Source organism: Pseudomonas berkeleyensis (assembly GCF_014109765.1).
Lineage (GTDB): Bacteria > Pseudomonadota > Gammaproteobacteria > Pseudomonadales > Pseudomonadaceae > Aquipseudomonas > Aquipseudomonas berkeleyensis.
Genome location: NZ_CP059139.1, coordinates 3,865,432 through 3,888,072, shown reverse-complemented (window position 1 = coordinate 3,888,072; position 22,641 = coordinate 3,865,432). Strand labels below are relative to the sequence as shown.

The 22,641-nt window shown below is 63.4% G+C and carries 20 protein-coding genes; 14 read left to right on the top strand and 6 right to left on the bottom strand.

The window, feature by feature from the left end:
• The first annotated feature begins 10 nt into the window (after positions 1-10).
• From HS968_RS17990 to argC, 7 genes are all read left to right on the top strand, one after another.
• The gene (locus HS968_RS17990) at positions 11-610 is read left to right on the top strand and encodes an alpha-ketoglutarate-dependent dioxygenase AlkB family protein (protein ID WP_182367827.1); all 600 of its coding nucleotides are present in this window, start codon (positions 11-13) and stop codon (positions 608-610) included.
• Positions 607-768, top strand: a complete 162-nt coding sequence (locus HS968_RS17985) for a hypothetical protein (RefSeq protein ID WP_179622167.1) — start codon at positions 607-609, stop codon at positions 766-768. The genes HS968_RS17990 and HS968_RS17985 overlap by 4 nt, the downstream gene beginning before the upstream one ends.
• A gap of 200 nt (positions 769-968) precedes the next feature.
• A complete protein-coding gene (ccoM, locus tag HS968_RS26570; protein WP_017361612.1) occupies positions 969-1,085 on the top strand; it encodes a cytochrome c oxidase subunit CcoM in 117 nt (38 codons plus the stop codon).
• Between the two features lie 225 nt (positions 1,086-1,310).
• Positions 1,311-3,299 carry an FUSC family protein gene (locus HS968_RS17980; RefSeq protein WP_182367824.1) on the top strand — a complete coding sequence of 663 codons (1,989 nt, stop codon included), beginning with the start codon at positions 1,311-1,313 and terminating at the stop codon, positions 3,297-3,299.
• The gene (locus HS968_RS17975) at positions 3,286-3,489 is read left to right on the top strand and encodes a DUF1656 domain-containing protein (RefSeq protein WP_106736526.1); all 204 of its coding nucleotides are present in this window, start codon (positions 3,286-3,288) and stop codon (positions 3,487-3,489) included. Before HS968_RS17980 ends, HS968_RS17975 begins: the two co-directional genes overlap by 14 nt.
• Before the next feature lie 12 nt (positions 3,490-3,501).
• Entirely contained in the window at positions 3,502-4,359 is an 858-nt protein-coding gene (locus HS968_RS17970; protein ID WP_182367822.1) for an efflux RND transporter periplasmic adaptor subunit, read from the top strand.
• Positions 4,360-4,501: 142 nt separating this feature from the next.
• Positions 4,502-5,455, top strand: coding sequence for an N-acetyl-gamma-glutamyl-phosphate reductase (gene argC / locus HS968_RS17965; RefSeq protein ID WP_182367819.1), 954 nt, complete (start codon positions 4,502-4,504; stop codon positions 5,453-5,455).
• Positions 5,456-5,805: 350 nt separating this feature from the next.
• On the opposite strand, the gene codA is transcribed toward argC, so the two are convergent.
• From codA to HS968_RS17940, 5 genes are all read right to left on the bottom strand, one after another.
• Positions 5,806-7,041 carry a cytosine deaminase gene (gene codA, locus HS968_RS17960; protein ID WP_182367816.1) on the bottom strand — a complete coding sequence of 412 codons (1,236 nt, stop codon included), beginning with the start codon at positions 7,039-7,041 and terminating at the stop codon, positions 5,806-5,808.
• An 11-nt stretch (positions 7,042-7,052) separates the two neighbouring features.
• The gene (locus HS968_RS17955) at positions 7,053-8,276 is read right to left on the bottom strand and encodes a PucR family transcriptional regulator (RefSeq protein ID WP_182367813.1); all 1,224 of its coding nucleotides are present in this window, start codon (positions 8,274-8,276) and stop codon (positions 7,053-7,055) included.
• A complete protein-coding gene (codB, locus tag HS968_RS17950) occupies positions 8,273-9,544 on the bottom strand; it encodes a cytosine permease (protein WP_182367810.1) in 1,272 nt (423 codons plus the stop codon). The genes HS968_RS17955 and codB overlap by 4 nt, the downstream gene beginning before the upstream one ends.
• Positions 9,545-9,751: 207 nt before the next feature.
• Entirely contained in the window at positions 9,752-10,222 is a 471-nt protein-coding gene (locus HS968_RS17945) for a MaoC family dehydratase (RefSeq protein WP_179622161.1), read from the bottom strand.
• Positions 10,219-11,169, bottom strand: a complete 951-nt coding sequence (locus HS968_RS17940; RefSeq protein WP_182367807.1) for an alpha/beta hydrolase — start codon at positions 11,167-11,169, stop codon at positions 10,219-10,221. The genes HS968_RS17945 and HS968_RS17940 overlap by 4 nt, the downstream gene beginning before the upstream one ends.
• 283 nt (positions 11,170-11,452) lie before the next feature.
• Between HS968_RS17940 and fadD2 the strand changes: the two genes are divergently transcribed.
• On the top strand, positions 11,453-13,141 hold the full coding sequence (gene fadD2 / locus HS968_RS17935) for a long-chain-fatty-acid--CoA ligase FadD2 (protein ID WP_119692984.1): 1,689 nt from the start codon (positions 11,453-11,455) through the stop codon (positions 13,139-13,141).
• 393 nt (positions 13,142-13,534) lie between these two features.
• A complete protein-coding gene (gene fadD1, locus HS968_RS17930; RefSeq protein WP_182367804.1) occupies positions 13,535-15,223 on the top strand; it encodes a long-chain-fatty-acid--CoA ligase FadD1 in 1,689 nt (562 codons plus the stop codon).
• Positions 15,224-15,540: 317 nt separating this feature from the next.
• Here fadD1 and pdxR read toward each other — a convergent pair whose 3' ends face one another.
• Positions 15,541-17,025 (bottom strand): MocR-like pyridoxine biosynthesis transcription factor PdxR, encoded by a 1,485-nt coding sequence (gene pdxR, locus HS968_RS17925; protein ID WP_182367801.1) that lies wholly within the window; start codon positions 17,023-17,025, stop codon positions 15,541-15,543.
• 108 nt (positions 17,026-17,133) lie between these two features.
• On the opposite strand from pdxR, the gene HS968_RS17920 reads away from it, so the two are divergent.
• The 5 genes from HS968_RS17920 to HS968_RS17900 all read left to right on the top strand — a co-directional run bounded on the left by HS968_RS17920 (position 17,134) and on the right by HS968_RS17900 (position 22,517).
• Positions 17,134-18,375, top strand: coding sequence for a benzoate/H(+) symporter BenE family transporter (locus HS968_RS17920; RefSeq protein WP_182367798.1), 1,242 nt, complete (start codon positions 17,134-17,136; stop codon positions 18,373-18,375).
• Entirely contained in the window at positions 18,375-19,184 is an 810-nt protein-coding gene (locus HS968_RS17915; RefSeq protein WP_182367795.1) for a YggS family pyridoxal phosphate-dependent enzyme, read from the top strand. The genes HS968_RS17920 and HS968_RS17915 overlap by 1 nt, the downstream gene beginning before the upstream one ends.
• A gap of 43 nt (positions 19,185-19,227) precedes the next feature.
• Positions 19,228-20,400: an aspartate aminotransferase family protein gene (locus HS968_RS17910; protein ID WP_182367793.1), complete on the top strand. Its 1,173-nt coding sequence runs from the start codon at positions 19,228-19,230 to the stop codon at positions 20,398-20,400.
• 161 nt (positions 20,401-20,561) lie between these two features.
• Positions 20,562-21,833, top strand: a complete 1,272-nt coding sequence (gene glyA / locus HS968_RS17905) for a serine hydroxymethyltransferase (RefSeq protein ID WP_182367790.1) — start codon at positions 20,562-20,564, stop codon at positions 21,831-21,833.
• 150 nt (positions 21,834-21,983) lie between these two features.
• The gene (locus tag HS968_RS17900) at positions 21,984-22,517 is read left to right on the top strand and encodes an REP-associated tyrosine transposase (RefSeq protein ID WP_182367787.1); all 534 of its coding nucleotides are present in this window, start codon (positions 21,984-21,986) and stop codon (positions 22,515-22,517) included.
• Positions 22,518-22,641: the final 124 nt, after the last annotated feature.

Here is a 22,641-nt window from a genome sequence, read left to right as displayed (position 1 = left end):
GTAGATCGTCATGCTGTTCGCCGACCCCTTGCCTACACTCGCCGATGCCGAGCTGGACTATCTGCCCGGTTGGGTCGATGCCGGCCTCGCCGACAATTGGCTGCACGCGCTGGTCGAGCAAACGCCCTGGCAGCAGCCGGAGTTGTTCATTCATGGTCGTTATCACCGCACGCCACGGCTGACAGCCTGGTATGGCGATCCCGCGGCGCGCTATCGCTATTCCGGAAGGATTCACGAGCCCTTGCCCTGGACACCCTTGCTCTACGAGATTCGTCAGCGGGTCGCTCAGGATGTCGGGCAGCCGCTCAATGCCGTGCTGCTCAACTATTACCGCGACGGCCAGGACTCCATGGGCTGGCACAGCGATGCAGAGCCGGAGCTGGGACGTGATCCGTTGATCGCCTCGCTCAACCTGGGCGGCAGCCGGCGCTTCGATCTGCGCCGTGTCGGCAGTACGCGCATCGAACATTCGCTGACGTTGGAACACGCTTCGCTACTGGTCATGCGCGGGCCGACCCAGCATCATTGGCAGCACCAAGTGGCGAAGACACGCCAAGCCTGCGCGCCGCGCCTTAATCTGACCTTTCGCCTGATCCGGTTTCCGCTATGAGCAATGACGACAAGCTGATCGACTTCGCCGCCGAGCGCGACAAGCGCATCCACGATCTCAACGATAAGCGCCTCAATGAGATGCGCGATGTCTTCGAGCAGGTTCTGCCGCTGGGCAAGGCGAAGAAGAAGTCCAAGAACAAACCCAAGAAGCGCTGAAACTCCCGCCGTTTGTTCGTCATGCACGGCTGCCTGGCCGTGCTTCCCGCCTCGTACCCCCTCGATTTCTTGACCTGGGTCAGTATTCCCCCTGACCTGGTCGCGGCTGCTCGTCGGCTATTGATCCAGATCAATTTTCCCGCCGCCAGCGCTGATAACGTGAAGCCATCCCAGACAGACAGGCGCAAAAGGAGACAGCCATGTTCGTCGATACAGTAGTTCTCGCCGGAGTCGGCACCGTGCTTCTGATGGTCGCGTTTTTCGGGGGTGTTGGTTACTTCATCTGGAAGGATGCGCACAAGCGCAAGCAGAGCTGATCCTTCCGGTTCAATGGGCACGCAAGGCAATTCGGGCGACTTCGGTCGCCCTTTTTTTGACCCGCAATCGCTGGCGGCAACCCGCTGGCCGTCACGTTCCGCCGATCTGAACAAATTGATCCTCTGGACAGATATAGTTAGCTAGCTAATAATTGGATTTCGCATGGAGGCGGAACCCTATCGCTGTAGCTATGTTCAGAGCTGAGATTTCTTCAGGTAGTCATCGTGCGTGATTCCTTGCTGGCGTTTCTTGCGCCAAGCTCGCAAGCCGTTCAATTCGCCATCAAGACCCTGCTCGGCGGCGGTCTGGCGCTGTGGTGCGCGTTGCGTTTCGGTTTGGAACAACCGCAGTGGGCGCTGATGACCGCCTTCATCGTCGCCCAGCCGCTGTCCGGAATGGTGGTGCAGAAGGGCCTGGCGCGGCTGCTCGGTACGCTGGTCGGCACCTTCATGGCCGTGGTGATGATGGGCCTGTTCGCTCAGGCGCCGCTGCTGTTCATACTGGCGTTCGCCTTGTGGTTGGCATTGTGTACGGCGTCCTCGACCATGTTGCGCAGCGCCTGGTCGTATTCCTTCGTGCTGGCCGGGTACACCGTGGCGATCATCGCCTTGCCGGCCATCGGCAAGCCGCATGTGGTGTTCGATGAAGCCATCGCCCGCTGCACGGAAATCTGTCTGGGCATCATCTGCGCCACCTTGAGTAGCGCCTTGCTCTGGCCACAGCGCGTCGAGAGGCAGTTGGCGCAGCAGGCGCGCAACGCCTGGCAGGCTGGTGTCGCGGCGTCGCGCCAGGCATTGGCGGGTGAGGCCGATGCGCGGCAGGGCTTGCTGGAAGTGCTGGCGCGGATCGTGGCCGTCGACGCCCAGCGTGAACACGCCTGGTTCGAGGGCGCGCAAGGGCGCCAGCGGGCCGTGGCGTTGCGGGTACTGAGTCGCGATCTGCTCGGTATGTTGCGTCTGGCCCGCGGTGTGGCGCGGCAGTGGCGACAGCTAAGCAGTGCCGAGGCGCAGGCGGTCGCGCCGTGGCTACAGGTGGTGGACGAACGCCTGCAACAGGCACAACCGGCAGGCCTGTTGGCGCTGGTCGAGCAATTGCGCCAGGCCGCGCAGGACGAAGAGTTGAGCAGCGGCCAACAGTTGTGCCTGGAGCGGCTGATGGTGCTGCTGCTGCGCGTCGAGGACGCCAGTCGCGCATTGCTCGCGGTCGAGGAGGGCAGAGCCCCGGCCGATGCGCCGCGCCCCTTGTCCTGGCATTACGACTGGCAGGCCGCGCTGGTGTATGGCTCGCGCAGCGCCCTGACCTTCCTGACCCTGGCGGCGTTCTGGCTGGCCACTGGCTGGACGCACGCCACCGGTGCACTGCTTCTGGCCTGCGTGGTCTGTAGCCTGTTCGCGCGGCTCGAGGCAGCGCCGCAGATCGGCATGATGTTCTTGCGCGGTATCTTCTACGCGCTGCCGGTGGCGTTCTTCGTCGGCCAGATTCTGATGCCGCAGATCGATGGCTTCGTGATGCTCTGCATGGTGCTGGGCGTGCCGCTGTTCTTCGGCGTGTTGGGCATGGCCAAGCCGGCGATGGCCGCCACGTCGACCTCGTTCTGCCTGCATTTCATCGTGCTCTGCCTGCCGGCACCGGGTGTCGGTTACAACGTCGAGTTCTTCCTCAATGAGGCGCCCGGCATGCTGATGGGGGTGGGTTGCGCAGTGATGGCGTTCAAGCTGGTGGTGCTACGCAATCCGGTCTGGCATGGCCGCCGCCTGATGCAGGCGATCCTGGCCGACCTCGGACGGTTGACCCGCCGCGACCTGGGGCGTGCCGAAAACTGGTTCGGCGGGCGTATGGCTGATCGTCTGATCCAGCTGGCGCGGCACTATCCGGCGCGTCCGGATCAGGCGCGCAGCCGCTGGGACGATGGCGTGGCCGGTCTCGACCTGGGCGACGAGTTGCTGCACCTGCGCAAATGTCTGGCAAATGCCGATGCCGGCCTGGCGCGGTCGCAGCGGCGTTTCCTGGAGCGCCTCGACGACGCACTGGAACGTGGCCCCGCGCCAGGGCGGGAAGACGATCTGAACGCAGCGGTGGCCGAATTGCAGGAGGCCCTGCGTGCCTGCACGCCCAGCATCGACAAGCGCCTGGCCGAGGCGGCGCTGTTGCAGCTGCAGAGTGGCTGGCGCCACTGGTGTCATTTGAAGGGAGAAGCCCATGGGCTTACATGAATGGTCGCTGGGCGGCGTGTTGCTGAGCCCGATGGCGGCTTACGCGGTATTGGCGCTGTTGCTGACCGGCGTGTTGCGCCTGGGGCTGCAGCGCGTCGGGCTGTCGCGCTGGATCTGGCACGAAGCCCTGTTCGACTGTGCCTTGTATGTCTGCGTTCTGGCGGCCGTGATGGTCGTCCTGGCGCATTGAGGAGAAGAAAGCATGCGTTCGATCATTCGAGTCGGCATCACCCTGGCCATGGTGGCGGCGGCGATCTTCGCCGGTTCCTGGATCTGGCAGCACTACATGTACTCGCCCTGGACGCGCGACGCCCGCGTGCGTGCCGACGTGGTGACCATCGCCCCGGACGTGTCCGGCTGGGTGGTCGAACTCAAGGTGCGCGACAACCAGCAGGTCAAGGCGGGCGATCTGCTGATGAGCATCGACCGTGATCGCTATCAGGCGGCGGTGGAGAAAGCCAAGGCGGTGGTGGACATTCGCCGCCAGCAATTGAGCCTGCGCGAACATGAGGCATCGCGCCGTTCCCGTCTGGGCGCTCAGGCGATCAGTGCCGAGCTGCTGGAAAACGCGCAGATCAATGCCGAGATGGCGCGCAGCGAATATCGCGAGGCGCAGGCTGACCTGCGTGTGGCCGAGCTGAATCTGGCGCGCAGTGAAGTGCATGCCCCGCGTGATGGGCAGATCACCAATCTGGTGCTGGCGCAGGGCAACTACGTGAATGCCGGGCAGGCGGTGATGGCGCTGGTCGATACCAACTCCTTCTACGTGCAGGCGTATTTTGAGGAGACCAAGCTGCCGCGCATTCAGATCGGCGCGCCGGTGGAGGTCTGGTTGATGGGCGGTGATCAGCAGATCCGTGGCGAGGTGGAAAGCATCAGTCGTGGCATCACCGACCGCAACGCCAGCCCGGACGGGCAATTGCTGGCTGATGTCGAACCGACCTTCAGCTGGGTACGCCTGGCGCAGCGCATTCCGGTGCGCATCAAGCTCGATCAGGTGCCCGAGAGCATGGTGCTGAGCGCTGGGATGACCGCCAGCGTGCGGGTGGTCGCCGACTGACAGGCCTGCTCGGTCGCGGCCGATGTATGAATGCTCTTCAAAGCGCGTGACGTGAGCGCGATAGTGGCCGAAACTGCGCCCCCTGCGTTTTCGTTCATCGTTTCTGGCAGGCCGCGCACCTGCCTTGTCGAGAGGTCATGCCATGTCGTTCAAAGTGTTTGTCGATGGCCAGGAAGGTACCACTGGTCTGCGCTTGTTGGATTACCTTACCGGTCGCCCGGACATCGAGCTGCTGCGTATCGATGAAGCCAAGCGCAAGGACAGCGCCGAGCGCGCCCGTTTTCTCAATGCCGCTGATGTGGCGTTCCTGTGCCTGCCCGATGCCGCCTCGCGTGAGGCCGTCAGCCTGGTGACCAACCCGAACACCTGCATCATCGACGCCAGCACCGCGTTCCGCACCGACACCAGTTGGACCTTCGGTCTGCCGGAGCTGGCTGCCGGCCAGCGTGAAGCCATCCGCAACAGCAAGCGCATCGCCAACCCCGGCTGCCACGCTACCGCCTTCATCCTGCTGGTGCGCCCGCTGGTGGATGCTGGCCTGCTGCCGAGAGACTACCCGCTCAGCGCCTTCTCCCTGACCGGCTACAGCGGTGGTGGCAAGTCGATGATCGCCCAGTACGAAGCTGGCGGTGATGCGCGCCTGAAAAGCCCGCGCCCGTATGCCATGTCGCAGGCGCACAAGCACCTGCCGGAAATGCGCGTGCAGACCGGTATCGCCGCAGCGCCGGTGTTCAGCCCCATCGTTGGTGATTTCCTCAAGGGCTTGTCGGTGACCGTGCCGCTGCACATGGATCGTCTGGCCCCTGGCGCCACTGTCGAAAAGCTGCACGAGGCGCTGGTGCGTCACTATGAGGGTGAGCGTTTCATTCGGGTGATGCCGCTGGACGTTGAAAGCAACCTGGACGAGGGCTTCCTCGACGTGCAGGCGTGCAACGACACCAACCGTGCCGACCTGTTCGTATTCGGCAATGCCGAGCGGGTGACCCTGGTTGCACGCCTGGACAACCTCGGCAAAGGCGCCGCCGGTGCCGCGGTGCAGAGCATGAACGTGCATATCGGTGCGGCCGAGAACACCGGGCTCGATAGCGGTCTGTGATGCTGTTTAGGTGTGCTGCGCACACCTAAACAAAGAGCCGGGCTTAACGCCTAATGCCGATCAGATAAGACGTATTGTTTGGCGCTGATGGCCTTTTGGGGGGGGCGCGGGGCCGCCCAGGTTGTGCGCACCAATGGTGGTGGCGCCGGCATTCCGGTGCGCACGGCGCACCCTACGTAGCCTTATCCTGACGCTTAACTGGCTTAACGCCTGGCTTTTTTTGTTCGCAGGTTGGGACAACGCGAAGCTTGTCCTGCGCTCTAGAGCAGCTTCTGCCGCTTGGTTATCACCATGGTCGAGGCCTGCCAGGGTGGATGAAAAAAGCGTCATCCACCCTACGTCGAACGGCTTCAGCCGCGCTCGATGCTGGCCGGGGTACGGCGCATCAGCACCTTGCCGTGGCGCACCGATACCAGCGCATGGCCCTGGCTGCGCACCATCTCGTAATCGTCCGGCGCCGAGAGGATCAGCAGATTGGCCGGGCGACCCACTTCCAATCCATAACCCTCGCCAAGGGCCAGGGCGCGAGCCGAGTTGTCGGTGATCAGATCCAGGCTGCGCTTGAGGTCTTCGTAGCCGAGCATGTGGCAGATGTGCAGGCCGGCTTCGAGGATGCGCAGGATGTTGCCGTTGCCCAGCGGGTACCAGGGGTCGACGATGGAATCCTGGCCGAAGCAGACGTTCATCCCGGCGCGGTCGATCTCCGCCACGCGGGTCAGGCCGCGGCGTTTCGGGTAGGTGTCGAAGCGCCCTTGCAGGTGGATGCTCTCGGTGGGGCAGGAGATGAAGCTGATGCCGCTCATTTTCAGCAGGCGGAACAGCTTGGAGCAGTAGGCGTTGTCGTAGGAACCCATGGCCGTGGTGTGGCTGGCGGTGACCCGCGCGCCCATGCCGCGCACGCGGGCTTCTTCGGCCAACACCTCGAGAAAACGCGACTGCGGGTCGTCGGTTTCGTCGCAGTGCACGTCCACCAGGCAGCCGCTGCGTTCGGCCAGATCCATGAGGAACTTGATCGACGACACGCCCTGGTCACGGGTGTTCTCGAAGTGCGGGATGCCACCGACCACGTCGGCGCCCAGTTCGATGGCTTGCTCCATCAACGCGCGTCCGTTCGCGTAGGATTCGATGCCCTCCTGCGGGAAGGCGACGATCTGCAGGTCGATCAGATGGCGGGTTTCTTCGCGTACTTCGAGCATGGCCTTGAGGGCAGCGAGGGTAGGGTCGGTGACGTCGACGTGGGTGCGCACGTGCTGGATGCCGTGGTCGACCAGCATGTCGATGGTCTTCTTGGCGCGGGTCTTGGTGTCTTCATGGGTGACCAGCGCCTTGCGCTCGGCCCAGCGTTCGATGCCCTCGAACAGCGTGCCGCTCATGTTCCAGGCCGGCTCGCCGGAGGTCAGCGTGGCGTCGAGGTGGATGTGCGGTTCGACAAAGGGCGGCACCACGAGATTGCCGGCAGCGTCCAGGTCGCCTTCGGCGATGGGATGCAGTGCGTGCTGGGCCTCAATGGTGGCGATGCGCTCGCCGTCCAGGGTGATGCGGTGCAGGCCGTCGCGGCCGCGCAGGCGGGCATTGTGGATGATCATCAGGTTTCCTCTCAGGCAGGCGACGACAGGCGCCGGATCAACAGCGCGACGCTGATGTTCAGGCGGTCGTGCGGGTCTTCGAACGAGCAGCCGGTCAGCGCTTCGATGCGCTGTAGACGGTAGCTCAGGGTATTGCGGTGAACGTTCAGGCGTTGCGCGGCCAGGGCTAGGTTGCCGTTCTCGGCGAACCAGGCTTCCAGCGTCGGCATCAGCACCGGTTGGTGGCGCGAGTCGTCGCCGATCAGCGGGCCGACCACGCGTTCGACGAAACGATCGAGTAGGCTGCGGTCGCGAATCGCGCCGAGCAGCTCCAGCACGCCCAATTCATTGAAACTGCAAAGACCCAGGCGCTCGGGAAAACGTTGCGCCACGGCCAGGGCCTGGCGCGCCTCACCCAAGCCCTGGGCAAAACGTGGGGCATCGCAGCCGGCGCTGCCCAGACCGAGGAACAGCCGTAGCGGGCCGAGTTGCGGGCGCAGCTCGTCGAGTAGTGTGGTCATGGCCTGGCGGTTACGTGTTTCGGCGTGGGTATCGGGGCAGGGCAGCAGGGCGATCCAGTGACGGCCCTGGCTGACCAGCGGCAGCGCGTCGCCCAATTCGCCCAGACTCTGCTCCAGGCGCCTTTGCAGCAGTTGCTGACGGCTCTGTAGCTGGCGTTCGGCGTCTTCGTCGGGCAGATCACCGAACAGTTGCTCGCTGCCCTCGAGGCGCAGCAGCGCCACCTGACGTGGCACGTGCAGTGCCAGGCCGAGGCTGTCGCCACGTTGCAGCAGCACGTCGAGCGACTGGTAATCGCCGTCGAGCACCTGTTCCAGCACATGCTGGCGCGAGCGGCCGAGCTGCTGCGCCTGAACCAGCGAGGTGCCGATGGCCTGGGTGACCACCACCATCTTCAGCGCGTAGGGCTGCTCGATCAGCGGCAGATTCAGGCGCTCAGCTTCGGCGATGACACTGGGCGGGATGGTCTGAATGAACTCGGCGCCGGTGAGGATGACCATACCGGCGACGACGCGCTCATGGCCCTCGCGCACCAGGCGCAGCAGGTTCGCTTCGTCGCGCGGATGGTTGATGCCGGTGACGAAGATCAGCTCGCCGCCCATCACCCAGTCGGCGATGCCTTCGTTCTCGGCCACGTAGGGCCAGCGCACGGCATTGTCGCGCCTGGCCTGGCCGGCACGCAGGCGCATGCTGTCCAGGCCGGGCAGGGCGAGTACGTCGGCGACGGTCAGACTCACGCGCCGGCGACCTGCTGGCGGCCGACCAGAACTTTGTGCAGTTCGAACAGCGCGACGTAGACCACCGCCGCTACAGCGATGCCAACCAGTGGCGCGACCCAGGGCGAAAAGTAGGCGCATAGCGCGCCAGCGAAATAGGCGCCCAGGCCGACCCAGTTGAACGCCGGCAGGTTCGCGTCGAAGAGTTTCGGGTAGCGTCCGCGATGGCCGTAGAAGTAGTCGGCCATGATCACGCCACCGATGGGCGGGATGATCGAACCAAGCAGGATCAGGAAGGGAATCAGCAGCTCGTACATGCCGCCGATGGCCAGCCCGGTACCGATGGCTGCGCCGACGATGGTCATGGTCTTGCGCCGGCCGGTACGCAGCAGATTGCAGCCGGCGGCAGCGAAGTTGTAGATGGTGTTGTCCTGAGTCGTCCACAGGTTGAGGAACAACATCACCACGGCGGCCATGGACAGGCCCTGCAGCACCAGCACTTCGACGATATCCGGTTGCTGGTAGACGATGGCGCCATAAGCGCCGGCGACGATCATCAGGCCGTTGCCGATGAAGAAACCGACCATGCTGGCGATCACCGCGGTACGGCCGTTACGGGCGAAGCGTGTCCAGTTGGTGGCTTGGGTGGCGCCACTGACGAAGGTGCCGAAGACCATGGTGATGGCGGCGCTGAGGGTCATGCTCTGGGTCGGCTCCACGGCCATCAGCGCGGCCAGGCCGCCGATGTCGTCGGTGGCGATCCACAGCGAACAGATCAGCAGGGCGAGCATGGCCGGCACGGAAATGCGCGAGAGGATGTCCAGGCCCTTGTAGCCGACGAAGGCGGTGACGCAGAAACCGAAGCCGAACAGCACCATCAGCGGGATGGTCAGGCCTTGCGGCAGGTCGAGAATCTTCACCAGAACGATGGCGATGGTCGCCGTACCCCAGGCGTACCAGCCGATCTGGGTGAAACCGAGTAGCACGTCGGACAGCTTGCTGCCCGCCTCACCGAAGCAGAAGCGGCCCATCAACACCGAGTTCAGGCCGCTGCGGCAGGCGATCAGGCCGAGCACCGCGGCGTACAGACCGAGCAGCAGATTGCCGATGATCGCTGCCCAGATCAGCGTGGTGAAATCGAAGGCCATGCCGATCTTGCCGCCAGCGAACATGGTGGCGGTGAAGAAGGTGAAGGAGAACAGCATGATCGACGTGGAGAACAGACCCTTGCGGGCGTGGCTGGGGACTTCGCTCAGCGGGAAATCGCTATCGGGGGTAGGGTGGCTCATGGCCCGGCTCCGGTAAGAGGGTGAGGCCTTGGCGATAGCAGGGGGCGTGCCAGAAACAGCGCAGCGGGCGGGTTGGCAAGGTGATCAAAAGGTTTTGTGCAAAACGCACAAAGAAACGCACTTATCCAGTGCCAGGTCGCTCAAGGTTTGTGAGTGTAGAACAAAAGTGGTGCGCGGCGCTGCTGCCGCGCACCAGCTTGCAGCGAATCAGTTGACGGTGACCTGCGGCATCGGCGGCATGGTCACGGTCTGCTCGGCGCTCGGGGCGAGCACTTCGGCTTCGCCGTCGACCACTTGCTTGCCGTCCTGGTTGAACACGCGGGTGGCGATGCGCACGCGGTTCTTCGGCAGCTTTTCCAGCACTTCCAGCTTCACGGTGAGGGTGTCGCCGAGTTTCACCGGGCGGGTGAACTTGAGCTGCTGGCCGAGGTAGATGGTGCCCGGGCCTGGCAGGTTGCAGGCGATGGCGGCGCTGATCAGCGCGCCTGTGAACATGCCGTGGGCAATGCGTTCCTTGAACATCGTCTCGGCGGCGAAGGCGGCGTCCAGATGCACCGGGTTGTTATCGCCGGATACTGCTGCGAACAGCTGCACGTCGCGCTCTCCCACCTGCTTTTCGAAGCTGGCCTGCTGGCCAACGCTGAGTGCGTCGTAAGGGATATTGGTGACCTGACTCATGAGGGCTCCTTGATAGGGTGTCGGCTGTGGTTCAGCGCCTGCTGCAACCACTCGATCAGTTGGGCGGTGACCTCGTCACGATTGCTCTCGTTGAGCAGCTCGTGACGGGCCCCGGGATAAATCTTCAGTTGCACGTCGCGTACGCCGGCCTCGCGCAGGGCGTCAGCCAGAGCCTTCAGGCGCTTGCCTTCACTGATGGGGTCGCTGTCGCCGCCGATCACCAGCAGCGGCAGGTCGGCATCGATCTGCGCCAGATTTTCCACCGGGGTGATCTGCTGCAGGCCTTCGAACAGGTCGCACCACAACTGCGTGGTGCAGACGAAACCGCACAGCGGATCGGTCACGTACTTGTCCACCTCCACTGGGTCACGGCTGAGCCAGTCGAAGGCGGTGCGGTTGGGTTTGAAGGCCTTGTTGAACGAGCCGAAGGAAAGAAAATCGATGACCTTGCTGCGGCCCTTCGGCCCCAGTCGCCAGCGCTCGAAACCGGCGATCAGCCGGGCGGCCTTGTACAGCGCTACCGGCTGGTAGTTGGAGCCGGAAAGTACGGCGCCTTGCAGGCTGCAGCTGTGGCCCATCAGGTAGGCCATGCCGATGTAGCTGCCCATGCTGTGGCCGAGCAGGAAGATCGGCGTATGCGGGTGCTGCTGGCGAATGTGATGGTTGAGCGTGGAGAGGTCACCGACCACCTTGCTCCAGCCATCTTCGTCGGCGTAATGACCAAGAGTGCCGCGTTCGGCGGTGGCGCCATGACCGCGCTGATCCAGCGCGTAGAGTGCGAAGCCTGCCGCTACCAGCGCTTCTGCCAGGCGTGCGTAGCGCAGGCTGTGCTCGGCCATGCCATGAGAGAGCATGACCATGGCCCGCGGTGGTTCGGCGCCGTACCAGTGATTGACGTGCAGCGGCAGGCCGTCGCTGGCATTGAGGGTGAAGCTGTCGTGGCGCATGGCGAATCCTTGTGCCGGAAGTTGGCGGCATTGTGCACCTTGGCCGTCATCAGGCATAGCACCGGCGCTTTTCCTCGAAGCGCAAAGATCGGTTACGAATCACTACATTTATTGCGAAATTCAGCCCATCAATGACGCCTTCGAGCTATTTGCGGCGCAGCTCTAAGCTGCTACTTTCCGGGCAGTCCCTCAGGGCGCCTGCAAGAACTCTCCGCATTGTCAGCGTGGCGTTGCAAGGTGCTCGATGCGGGCCAGATCACTTCAGGGGAAGAGGACAAGAACAATGCAACCTGATTTCTGGAACGACAAACGCCCGGCCGGCGTGCCTAACGATATCGATATGGCCAGCTACAAGTCGGTGATCGAGGTGTTCGAGCGTTCGTGCAAGAAGTTTGCTGACCGCCCGGCCTTCAGCAACCTGGGCGTGACCCTGACCTACGCCGAACTGGATCGCCTGTCCGCGGCCTTCGCCGCTTATCTGCAGAAGCACACCGATCTCAAGCCGGGCGAGCGCATCGCCGTGCAGATGCCCAACGTGTTGCAGTATCCGATCGCCGTGTTCGGCGCCATGCGTGCTGGCCTGATCGTGGTCAACACCAACCCTCTGTACACCGCCCGCGAGATGCGCCACCAGTTCAAGGATGCCGGTGTACGCGCGCTGGTTTATCTGAACATGTTCGGCAAGCTGGTGCAGGAAGTGCTGCCGGACACCGAAATCGATTATCTGATCGAAGCCAAGATGGGCGACCTGCTGCCGAGCCTCAAGGGCTGGTTGGTCAACACCGTGGTGAAGAAGGTCAAGAAGATGGTGCCCGACTACCATCTGCCCCAGGCCATTGCCTTCAAGCAGGTGCTCAAGCAGGGCCATGGTCAGGCGCTGGCGCCGGTCAAGGCCAGCCATGACGACATCGCCGTGCTGCAGTACACCGGTGGCACCACCGGCGTGGCCAAGGGCGCGATGCTCACCCACGGCAACCTGGTGGCCAACATGCTCCAGGTCGATGCCTGTTTGTCGCAGCTCGGCGAAGACGGCACGCCGCTGATGAAGCAGGGCCAGGAGATCATGATCGCGCCGCTGCCGCTGTACCACATCTATGCCTTCACCGCGAATTGCATGTGCATGATGGTCAACGGCAACCACAACGTGCTGATCACCAACCCGCGTGACATCCCCGGCTTCGTCAAGGAACTGGGCAAGTGGAAGTTCTCCGCGTTGCTGGGCCTGAATACCCTGTTCGTCGCGCTGATGGATCACCCGGACTTCAAGAACCTCGACTTCTCCAACCTCAAGGTCACCAACTCCGGGGGTACTGCGCTGGTCAAGGCGACCGCCGAGCGTTGGCAGGCCATGACCGGCTGCACCGTGGTGGAAGGCTACGGCCTGACCGAGACCTCGCCCGTAGCCAGCACCAACCCCTACGGCGACAAGGCGCGCCTGGGTACCGTCGGCATTCCGGTGCCGGGCACGGCGTTCAAGGTGATCGACGACGACGGCAACGAGCTGTCCACGGGCGAGCGTGGCGAGCTGTGCATCAAGGGCCCGCAAGTGATGAAGGGCTACTGGCAGCGCGAGGAAGCCACCGCGGAGGTGCTCGACGCCGAGGGCTGGTTCAAGACCGGCGATATCGCCGTGATCGACCCGGACGGCTTCGTGCGCATCGTCGACCGCAAGAAGGACATGATCATCGTCTCGGGTTTCAACGTGTATCCCAACGAGATCGAAGACGTGGTCATGGCGCATCCGAAAGTCGCCAGCTGCGCGGCCATCGGTGTGCCGGACGAGAAGTCCGGGGAGGCGGTCAAACTGTTCGTGGTGCCGCGTGACGGCGGCGTCACCGCGGAAGAGCTCAAGGCCTACTGCAAGGAAAACTTCACCGGTTACAAGGTGCCCAAGCACATCGTGTTCAAGGACGCCTTGCCGATGACCCCGGTTGGCAAGATCCTGCGTCGCGAGCTGCGCGACATCGCCTGACCCGAAGTCCCCTCTCTCCCAGCGGGGGAGGGGACTTTCCCGCCTCAACTGCCGTCGGGCAGTCCAATTGTTGTGATTTCGTAACCGCCCCGGTGCGTTTCATCGATCATTGCACGGCATTCTCTGCACAACCGAGCTAGGCTCTATGCGCTGTAATATGCGAGCTAGAGGGCTTCGTTCGGCTCTTCAGGCGAATAATATGTCGTGACTATTCGATATTTTTTGGTCACTTTTTCGACTCTGAAGGCCATGTTTGATGCTGGTGAGCCTCTGGCAAAGCTGCTACTCTCGGCGCGCTTCCGGGCCCTGAGCCAGGGTAAAAGCGAGCTAAACACACAACAAACAACCGCCTTCGCGCGGTGAAGATCAGCTGTTGCTTAGGAGTGGGCTTCCATGACCGAAAACTTCTGGAAGGACAAGTATCCCGTTGGGGTCGCTGCCGAAATCAATCCCGACCAGTACCCGAACATCCTCGCGGTACTGAAAGAGTCCTGCCAACGCTTCGCCGACAAGCCTGCTTTCAGCAACCTGGGCAAGACCATCACCTACGGCGAGATCTACAAGCTCTCCGGTGATTTCGCTGCCTACCTGCAGAAACACACCGATCTCAAGCCTGGCGACCGTATCGCCGTGCAACTGCCCAACGTGTTGCAGTACCCCATCGTGGTGTTCGGTGCCATGCGCGCCGGCCTGGTGGTGGTCAACACCAACCCGCTGTACACCGCGCGGGAAATGGAGCACCAGTTCAACGACTCCGGTGCCAAGGCGCTGATCTGCCTGGCCAACATGGCGCACCTGGCCGAGCAGGTCGTACCCAAGACCGGCGTCAAGACCGTGATCGTCACCGAAGTCGGCGACATGCTGCCGACCTTCAAGCGTCTGCTGGTCAATGCCGTGATCAAGCACGTGAAGAAGATGGTGCCGGCCTACAACCTGCCCAAGGCGGTCAAGTTCAACGATGCCCTGGCCAAGGGCCGTGGTCAGTCCTTCAGCGAAGCCAACCCGAGCAATGACGACATCGCCGTGCTGCAGTACACCGGTGGCACCACGGGTGTCGCCAAGGGCGCGATGCTGACCCATCGCAACCTGGTGGCCAACATGCTGCAGGTCAAGGAGCTGATGGGCGCCAACCTCAATGAAGGTTGCGAGGTGCTGATCGCGCCGCTGCCGCTGTACCACATCTACGCCTTCACCTTCCATTGCATGGCGATGATGCTGATTGGTGGCCACAACATCCTGCTGACCAACCCGCGCGATCTGCCGGCGGTGATCAAGGATCTGGCCAAGTACCGCTTCACCGGTTTCGTCGGCCTCAACACCCTGTTCGTTGCCCTGTGCAACAACGAGGACTTCCGCAAGCTGGACTTCTCCAGCCTGAAGCTCACCGTATCCGGCGGCATGGCCCTGCAACTGGCCACCGCCGAGCGCTGGAAGGACGTCACCGGTTGCGCCATCTGCGAAGGCTTCGGCATGACCGAGACCAGCCCGGTGGCTACCGTGAACCCATTCAGTGCCATCCAGCTGGGTACCATCGGCATTCCGGTGCCTTCGACCCTGTGCAAGATCATCAACGACGAGGGTCAGGAGCTGGCCATCGGCGAGATCGGCGAGCTGTGCGTGAAAGGCCCGCAGGTGATGAAGGGCTACTGGCAGCGCCAGGAAGCCACCGATGAAATCCTCGACGCTGACGGTTGGTTGAAGACCGGCGACATCGGCCTGATCCAGGAAGATGGCTACCTGCGTATCGTCGACCGCAAGAAGGACATGATTCTGGTGTCCGGCTTCAACGTCTACCCGAACGAACTGGAAGACGTGCTCGCCACCCTGCCAGGCGTGCTGCAGTGTGCCGCCATCGGTGTGCCGGACGAGAAATCCGGTGAGGCGATCAAGGTGTTCGTGGTGGTCAAACCGGGCGAGAGCGTGACCAAGGAGCAGGTGATGGAACACATGCGCGCCAACCTCACCGGCTACAAGGTGCCCAAGTCCGTCGAGTTCCGCGACGTGCTGCCGACCACCAACGTCGGCAAGATCCTGCGCCGCGAGCTGCGCGACGAAGAGCTGAAGAAGCTGGGCAAGAAGTGATTCGGGCCGGCTGATGAAAACGCCACCTCCGGGTGGCGTTTTCATTGGCGCCACCTTTCCCGTAGGGTGCGCTGTGCGCTGTGCGCACCGCGCTCTTGCTAGGGCGAATCGGTGCGCACGGCGCACCCTACGGCTCAGCTCGCAGGGCGAACCGGGACGCCGGCCGCTCGCAGCGCCAGCGAACAGTCCGCCTGTCCATGTCAGGCCCGGTACCACACCCTACGCTCAGAGCATCAACACACAAACTTGCCAGTCCGGTATCAACCAAGCATTTCCCCCAAAAATGCGATGAACCTTTTTATTGCCTGACTTCCATGTCAACCGCACCTGGCACGCAGCAGGCCGGCCAGCTTCTTCACCGCAGGCTCCAGCTCGTGCGGCGCGTGGGCGGCGAAGCCCATGAGGAAGCCTGCCGTGCGCTGCGGCGTGGCGTGCAGGGCGCTGAGCCCGAGCAGGTCGATGCCGGCCTGGCGTGCGGCTGCCACCAGTTCGTCTTCGTCGATGTCGCGGATGAACGTGCAGGGCATCTGCATGCCGCCACCGGGTACCTGAGTTTCGACGAACTCGCTGAGGTGCTCACGCACCAGGCGCGCCAGCACATCGCGGCGTTCGGCATAGACGGCGCGCATGGTGCGGATGTGCGCGCCGAAGTGACCGCCCTCGATGAAGCGGGCGAGGGTGAGCTGCGGGATCGGTGCGCTGTGCCCGTCGAGCAGGGTGCGGGCGACGGTCATGGGTGCGACCAGTTGTGGCGGCAGCACCATGTAGCCGATGCGCAGGCCGGGAAACAGCGATTTGGTGAAGGTGCCGATGTAGATCGTGCGTTCGTGCGGGTCGAGCCCCTGCACGCAGGCCGTGGGTTTGCCGGCGTAGTGGAATTCGCTGTCGTAGTCGTCTTCGATGATCCAGCCTTGCTGACGCTGCGCCCATTCGATGATGGCCAGGCGGCGATCCAGTGCTAGCGTCGCGCCCGTCGGGAACTGGTGCGACGGGGTGAGGAACACCGCCCTGGCGGATTCGCCCTCGTGGTTCAGTCGCTCCACCTGCATGCCGTGTTCATCCAGCGGCACCGGCACGCACTCGAGGCCGGCCGCCTCGAAGGCTTTGCGTGCGCCGTGGTAGGCCGGGTCTTCGATGAAGATGCGCTCGCCCGCATCGAGCAACACAGTGGCGCACAGGGTCAGCGCCTGCTGCGAGCTGGTGAGGATCAGCACGCGTTCTGCCGTGGCGCTGGCGCCTCGTTCGAGGTTGATGTAGTCGGCGATGGCGCGGCGCAGTGTCTCCACGCCTTGTGGCGGGCTGTGCAGCAGCGCTTGATGGCCATACTCCTTGAGTACCTGGCGCTGCAGGCGCTCCCAGGTCTGCAGGGGAAAGTTGCGCGTCTCCGGCACACCAGGGGCGAATGGGCGTGGCATCAGAAAATCGCGCACACCACCGTTCGCGAACATGGCATCGCCGCGCTGGCTGAGACGTGGCGGTGCCTGGCGCGATGGCGTGTGCCTGGCCCTGCCACGCCCAGGCAGGCGCTGGGTGCGTGGCGAGACGAAGCTGCCGCTACCGACGCGGCGCTCGATGAAACCTTCTGCATGCAACTGGCCGTAGGCCGCTTCGACCGTATCGCGCGATACCTCCAGGGATTTGGCCAGGGCACGTGATGCCGGCAATGGCTTGCCCACATCGAGTACGCCATCGAGGATCAACTGACGAATCGCCCGCTGCACGCGCAAGTGCAGGGGCTGACCGCCATGCGCTGGGTCGCCGATCCAGGCTTTGACGGACTCGAGCTGGGCATGTTTGAACAATTGGTCGGTATCTCTTTGTAAAAATGGCAGGATAAATCAGGCCATTCTAGGCCTATAACGGTGCCTCGCAAGCCTTCTCCCCATTCTTTCAGGAGTCCTTGTCAGGCCATGTCTGCCAATCCTTCGTCTTCGTCCATCCGTTTTGGCGATCTCACCCATCCCGTCGTGGCGGGGCTGATCTCGGTCATCGTCAACTACGGCGGTACCTTCATCCTGGTATTCCAGGCCGCCAAGGTGGCAGGCCTCAGTCCTGAGCTGACGGCTTCCTGGGTGTGGTCGATCTCCATTGGTGTGGGCGTGACGGGCATCCTGCTGAGCTGGATTGCCCGAGCGCCGATCATCACCGCCTGGTCGACGCCGGCCGCGGCATTTCTGGTGACGGCGCTGGCGACCACGCCTTACGCCGAGGCCGTGGGTGCCTACCTGATCTCGGCGGCGGCCTTCGTCCTGCTGGGCTTGTCGGGCTGGTTCGAGCGGGTCATCCGTCTGATTCCGCCAGGCGTGGCGGCTGGCTTGCTGGCGGGCATCCTGCTGCAGTTCGGCATCGGTGCGTTCGCCAGTGTCAGCCTCGACCCGCTGCTGGCTGGGTTGTTGATCATCGTCTACCTGGTGTTCAAGCGTTTCAGCGGCCGTTATGCGGTGGTCGGCATCCTGTTGCTGGGCCTGGCCTTTCTGCTGTTGCAGGCGCGTGTCGACCTGTCGGCAGTGAGCCTGACACTGGCGGCGCCGGTGTTCACCTTGCCGGCGTTTTCGCTCAATGCGCTGCTGAGCGTGGCGTTACCGCTGTTCCTGATTACCCTGACCGGGCAATACATGCCCGGCATGCTGGTGTTGCGCAACGATGGCTTCACCACCAGCGCCAATCCCATCGTCACCATCACCGGGCTCGGTTCCCTGCTGATGGCGCCATTCGGCTCGCATGCCTTCAACCTTGCCGCCATCACTGCGGCCATCTGTACCGGGCGCGAGGCCCATGAAGACCCCTCCAAGCGCTGGATCGCCGGTATCGCCGCCGGCGTGCTGTACATCCTGGTCGGCGTATTCGGCGTCACCCTGGCGGCAGTGTTCATGGCGTTTCCGGCGACCTTCATCAGTACGCTGGCCGGCCTGGCACTGCTTGGTACCATCGGTGGCAGCCTGGCCAGCGCCATGGTCGACGCGAAGACCCGCGAGGCATCGCTGATCACCTTTCTGGCTGCGGCTGCCAACATCAACCTGCTGGGTATCGGTGGTGCGTTCTGGGGGCTGGTGATCGGCTTGCTGGCTTACGCCGTGCTCAATGCCCGCTGGTCGCAACCGGCGGTGCAGCCCACGGCGGCAGAGCTGCCCTTGAACAAGGGGGCGAACTGATGCCGGTATCTGGCGCGACAACGACTCACCACGACAACCATGGGCGTTACCCCGAGGCCGCTTCGGTCGAGGCGTTTCGCCACAACCTGGCCGAGGTGCAGCGGCGCATCGAAGCGGCTTGCCAGCGTGTCGATCGCGACCCGGCCACGGTGCGCCTGCTGCCGGTCAGCAAGACCAAGCCCGAAGCCAGCCTGCGCATGGCCTATGCCGCCGGCTGCCGGATGCTCGGCGAGAACAAGGTGCAGGAGGCGCATGGTAAATGGCAGGCCATGCAGGATCTGGGCGATCTGCAATGGTCGGTCATCGGCCATCTGCAAACCAACAAGGCCAAGCTGGTGGCGCGCTTCGCCACGGAGTTCCAAGCACTGGACAGCCTGCGCCTGGCCGAGGCGCTGGATCGTCGCCTGCAGATCGAGGGGCGTTCGCTGGACGTGTTCGTGCAGGTCAACAGCTCCGGCGAAGCCAGCAAGTACGGCCTGGCTCCGGACGATGTGGCGGCCTTCCTTCAGGCACTGCCGGCCTTCTCCGCATTGCGCGTACGCGGGTTGATGACGCTGGCGCTGTTCTCCAGCGAGGCCGAGCGGGTGCGCCAGTGCTTCATCCGTTTACGCACCCTGCGTGACCAATTGCGTCAGGTCGCACCTGCTGGCGTCGAGCTGGATGCGCTGTCGATGGGCATGTCTGGCGACTTCGAGATCGCCATCGAGGAGGGCGCCACGGTGGTGCGCGTCGGCCAGGCGATCTTCGGCGCCCGCCCGTTGCCGGACAGCCATTACTGGCCAGGCGCTACATCCGATGAACAGCCATGACGCTTTTCCCATTCTTCCACCGTCCCGAATCGAGGTTCGATCCATGCCTGCTGCCCATTCTCATCTGATGCGCGCCTATGCCCGCCAACCGCTGTCCTTCGTTCGCGGCAGCGGGGCGCTGCTGTGGGATGAAGAAGGCGTCGAGTACCTCGATGCCATCGCTGGCGTGGCCGTCACCAGCCTGGGCCATGCTCACCCGGAGATCGCGGCGGTCATCGCCGACCAGGCGGGGATGCTGCTGCATACCTCCAACGTCTTCCGTATCGATTGGCAAGAGCGATTGGGCGAGCGCCTGTGCGCGTTGACCGGGATGCAGCGTGCCTTCTTCTGCAACTCGGGCGCTGAGGCCAACGAGGCGGCCCTCAAGCTGGCGCGCCTGCATGGCCAGCGTCGCGGCGTTGCCCAGCCGAAGATTCTGGTGATGGACAACGGTTTCCATGGGCGCACCCTCGGCACGCTGTCCGCCTCGGGAAACCCGGCCAAGCAGGCCGGTTTCGAGCCGTTGCTGGAGGGCTTCGTGCGTGTGCCCTATGACGATATCGAAGCTGTTCGTCAGGCTGCCGAGCAGCATCCGGACATCGTCGCGGTACTGCTCGAACCGGTGCAGGGCGAGGGCGGTATCCGTGTCGCCAGCCGCACTTACCTGCGCGAGTTGCGTGCCCTGTGCGACCAGCATGGCTGGCTGTTGATGGTCGATGAAATTCAGTCAGGCATGGGGCGCACCGGTGCCTGGTTCTGCCATCAGCATGCAGGTATCACCGCTGACGTGATGACCCTGGCCAAGGCTCTGGGCAACGGTGTGCCGATTGGCGCCTGCCTGGCGCGCGGGGCGGCGGCTGATCTGTTCTCTCCGGGCCTGCATGGCTCCACGTTTGGTGGCAATCCATTGGCCTGCCGGGTGGCTTGCTGCGTGCTCGAGATCATACAGCGCGAGCGCCTGCCTGAGCGCGCCGCTGTACTGGGTGACCGCCTGCTCGGACGCTTGCAGCAGACGCTGGGCGATCACCCCGAGGTCATTGCCATCCGAGGGCAGGGGCTGATGGTCGGCATCGAACTGAACCGCCCGTGCAAGGAACTGGTGGGAAGGGCGCTGGCCGAACAGCGCCTGCTGATCACCGTCACCCGTGACAGCACGATTCGCCTGCTGCCGCCGCTGATCTGCAGCGAAGAGCAGATCGACGACATTGCGCGGCGTGTAGCTCGTCTGCTGGCTTAGGTTTTGGCGGGCTGTTCGCTGGCGCTCCTGAGCTCGCCCTACGAGGTGTTTGGGGCTAGTCGCGTAGGGCGTACCGGGCGGCGATCCGTTCACGAAGCAGTACGCCTTTGGCGCGTTCAACAAACCGCTCAATTTTTTAACCCGCACAGGAAATGACCCCTATGTATGACACCGCCCTGAGTCTGGCCGACTTCGACCCTGAACTGGCCGATGCCGTGCGCCAGGAAGAAGGCCGCCAGGAGGATCACGTCGAGCTGATCGCCTCGGAGAACTACGCCAGCCTGCTGGTGATGGCGATGCAGAACTCGGTGTTCACCAACAAGTACGCCGAAGGCTATCCAGGCAAGCGCTACTACAGCGGTTGCGAGCATGTGGACGTGGCCGAGCGCCTGGCCATCGAGCGGCTCAAGGCGTTGTTCGATTGCGACTACGCCAACGTCCAGCCTCATGCCGGGGCCCAGGCCAATGCGGCGGTATTCCTGGCGTTGACCAATCCAGGCGATACCGTGATGGGCATGAACCTGGCGCAGGGGGGCCACCTGACGCATGGCAACCCGTCTAACTTCTCCGGGCGCCACTATCGCATTGTGCCCTATGGCCTCGACCCCGAGACCGGCCTGATCGACTACGACGAGATGGAGCGCATCGCCCTGGAGACCCGGCCGAAGATGCTGATCGGCGGCTTCTCTGCCTATTCACGCTACAAGGATTGGGCGCGCATGCGTGCCATCGCCGACAAGGTCGGTGCGATCTTCTGGGTGGACATGGCGCATGTCGCCGGCCTGGTGGCCGCCGGTGAATACCCCAGCCCGCTGCCGCATGCCCATGTGGTTACCAGCACTACCCACAAGACCCTGCGCGGCCCGCGCGGCGGCATCATCCTGGCCAAGGGGCAGGGCGAGGATTTCTACAAACGGCTCGATTCGGCGGTATTCCCGGGCATTCAGGGTGGGCCGCTGATGCACGTCATCGCCGCCAAGGCGATAGCCTTCAAGGAGGCGCTGCTGCCCGAGTTCAAGGCATATCAGCGCCAGGTGGTCAGCAACGCCCGGGCCATGGCTGCCGTGCTGCAGCAGCGTGGCTATCGCATCGTCTCGGGTGGCACCGACAACCACCTGATGCTGATCGACCTGTCCGACAAGCCTTACACCGGCAAGGAGGCGGATGCGGCGCTGAGCGATGCGCATATCACCGCCAACAAGAACTCGGTGCCCAACGACCCGCGCTCGCCGTTCGTGACTTCGGGGCTGCGCATCGGTACGCCAGCCGTGACCACGCGAGGCTTCGGCATTGCCGAATGCGGACGCCTGGCTGGATGGCTGTGCGACGTGCTGGATGCGCTCGAGGTAGGTGGCAACGCGCAAATGGAAGTGCGTGACCGGGTGCGCCAGGACGTGACGGAGCTGTGCCGGCGCTTCCCGGTTTATCGCTAGCGGCCAGCGGCCGTAGGGCGTACTCGCGAAGCAGTACGCCTTGGTTTTTGCAGGTGGACTGTTCGCTGGCACTACGAGCGGCCGGCGTTACGCGCCGAGTCCAGCTGTCGTCTAGGCTCTACTCGTTAGAACCGTCAAAGACGACGCCTCATGCCTAACTATCGCCGTGCCTGGTGCCCAGGTGGCACCTACTTCTTCACTCATGCCCTGCGTGTTCGTCACGGCAACGATCTGCTTGTCCGTCATATCGACACCCTGCGCGAAGCCGTGCGCATCGTTCGACGTAGCCATCCGTTCGAGATCCATGGTTGGGTGGTATTGCCCGATCACTTCCACTGCCTCATCGAACTTCCGCCAGGCGACGTGGATTTCGCCGTGCGCTGGCGTTTGATCAAGATGATTTTCTCTCGTGATGTGCCGGCTGATGAGTGGCGTTCAAAGATTCTGTTACGCCGACGTGAGCGGGGTATCTGGCAGCGTCGTTACTGGGAGCATCTTGTCCGTGATGAGGATGACTTCAGGCGTCATCTCGATTACATCCATATCAATCCGCTCAAGCATGGCTTGGTGCAACGAGTGGGCGACTGGCCATATTCCACGTTTTGCCGAGAGGTTGAGCGCGGGCTCTACCCGCCGGACTGGGCGGGAGGGCCGGAGACGGATGAAGGTCTTTATGACGATTGATGCGTGCGGGTGGTCGGTACGCCTTATACGTTAGACGTAGGGTGTACTCGCGAAGCAGTACACCTTGTTGCCTTTATAGGCGGACTGTTCGCTTCGCTCCTGAGTCCGCCCTACATGCCGAGTC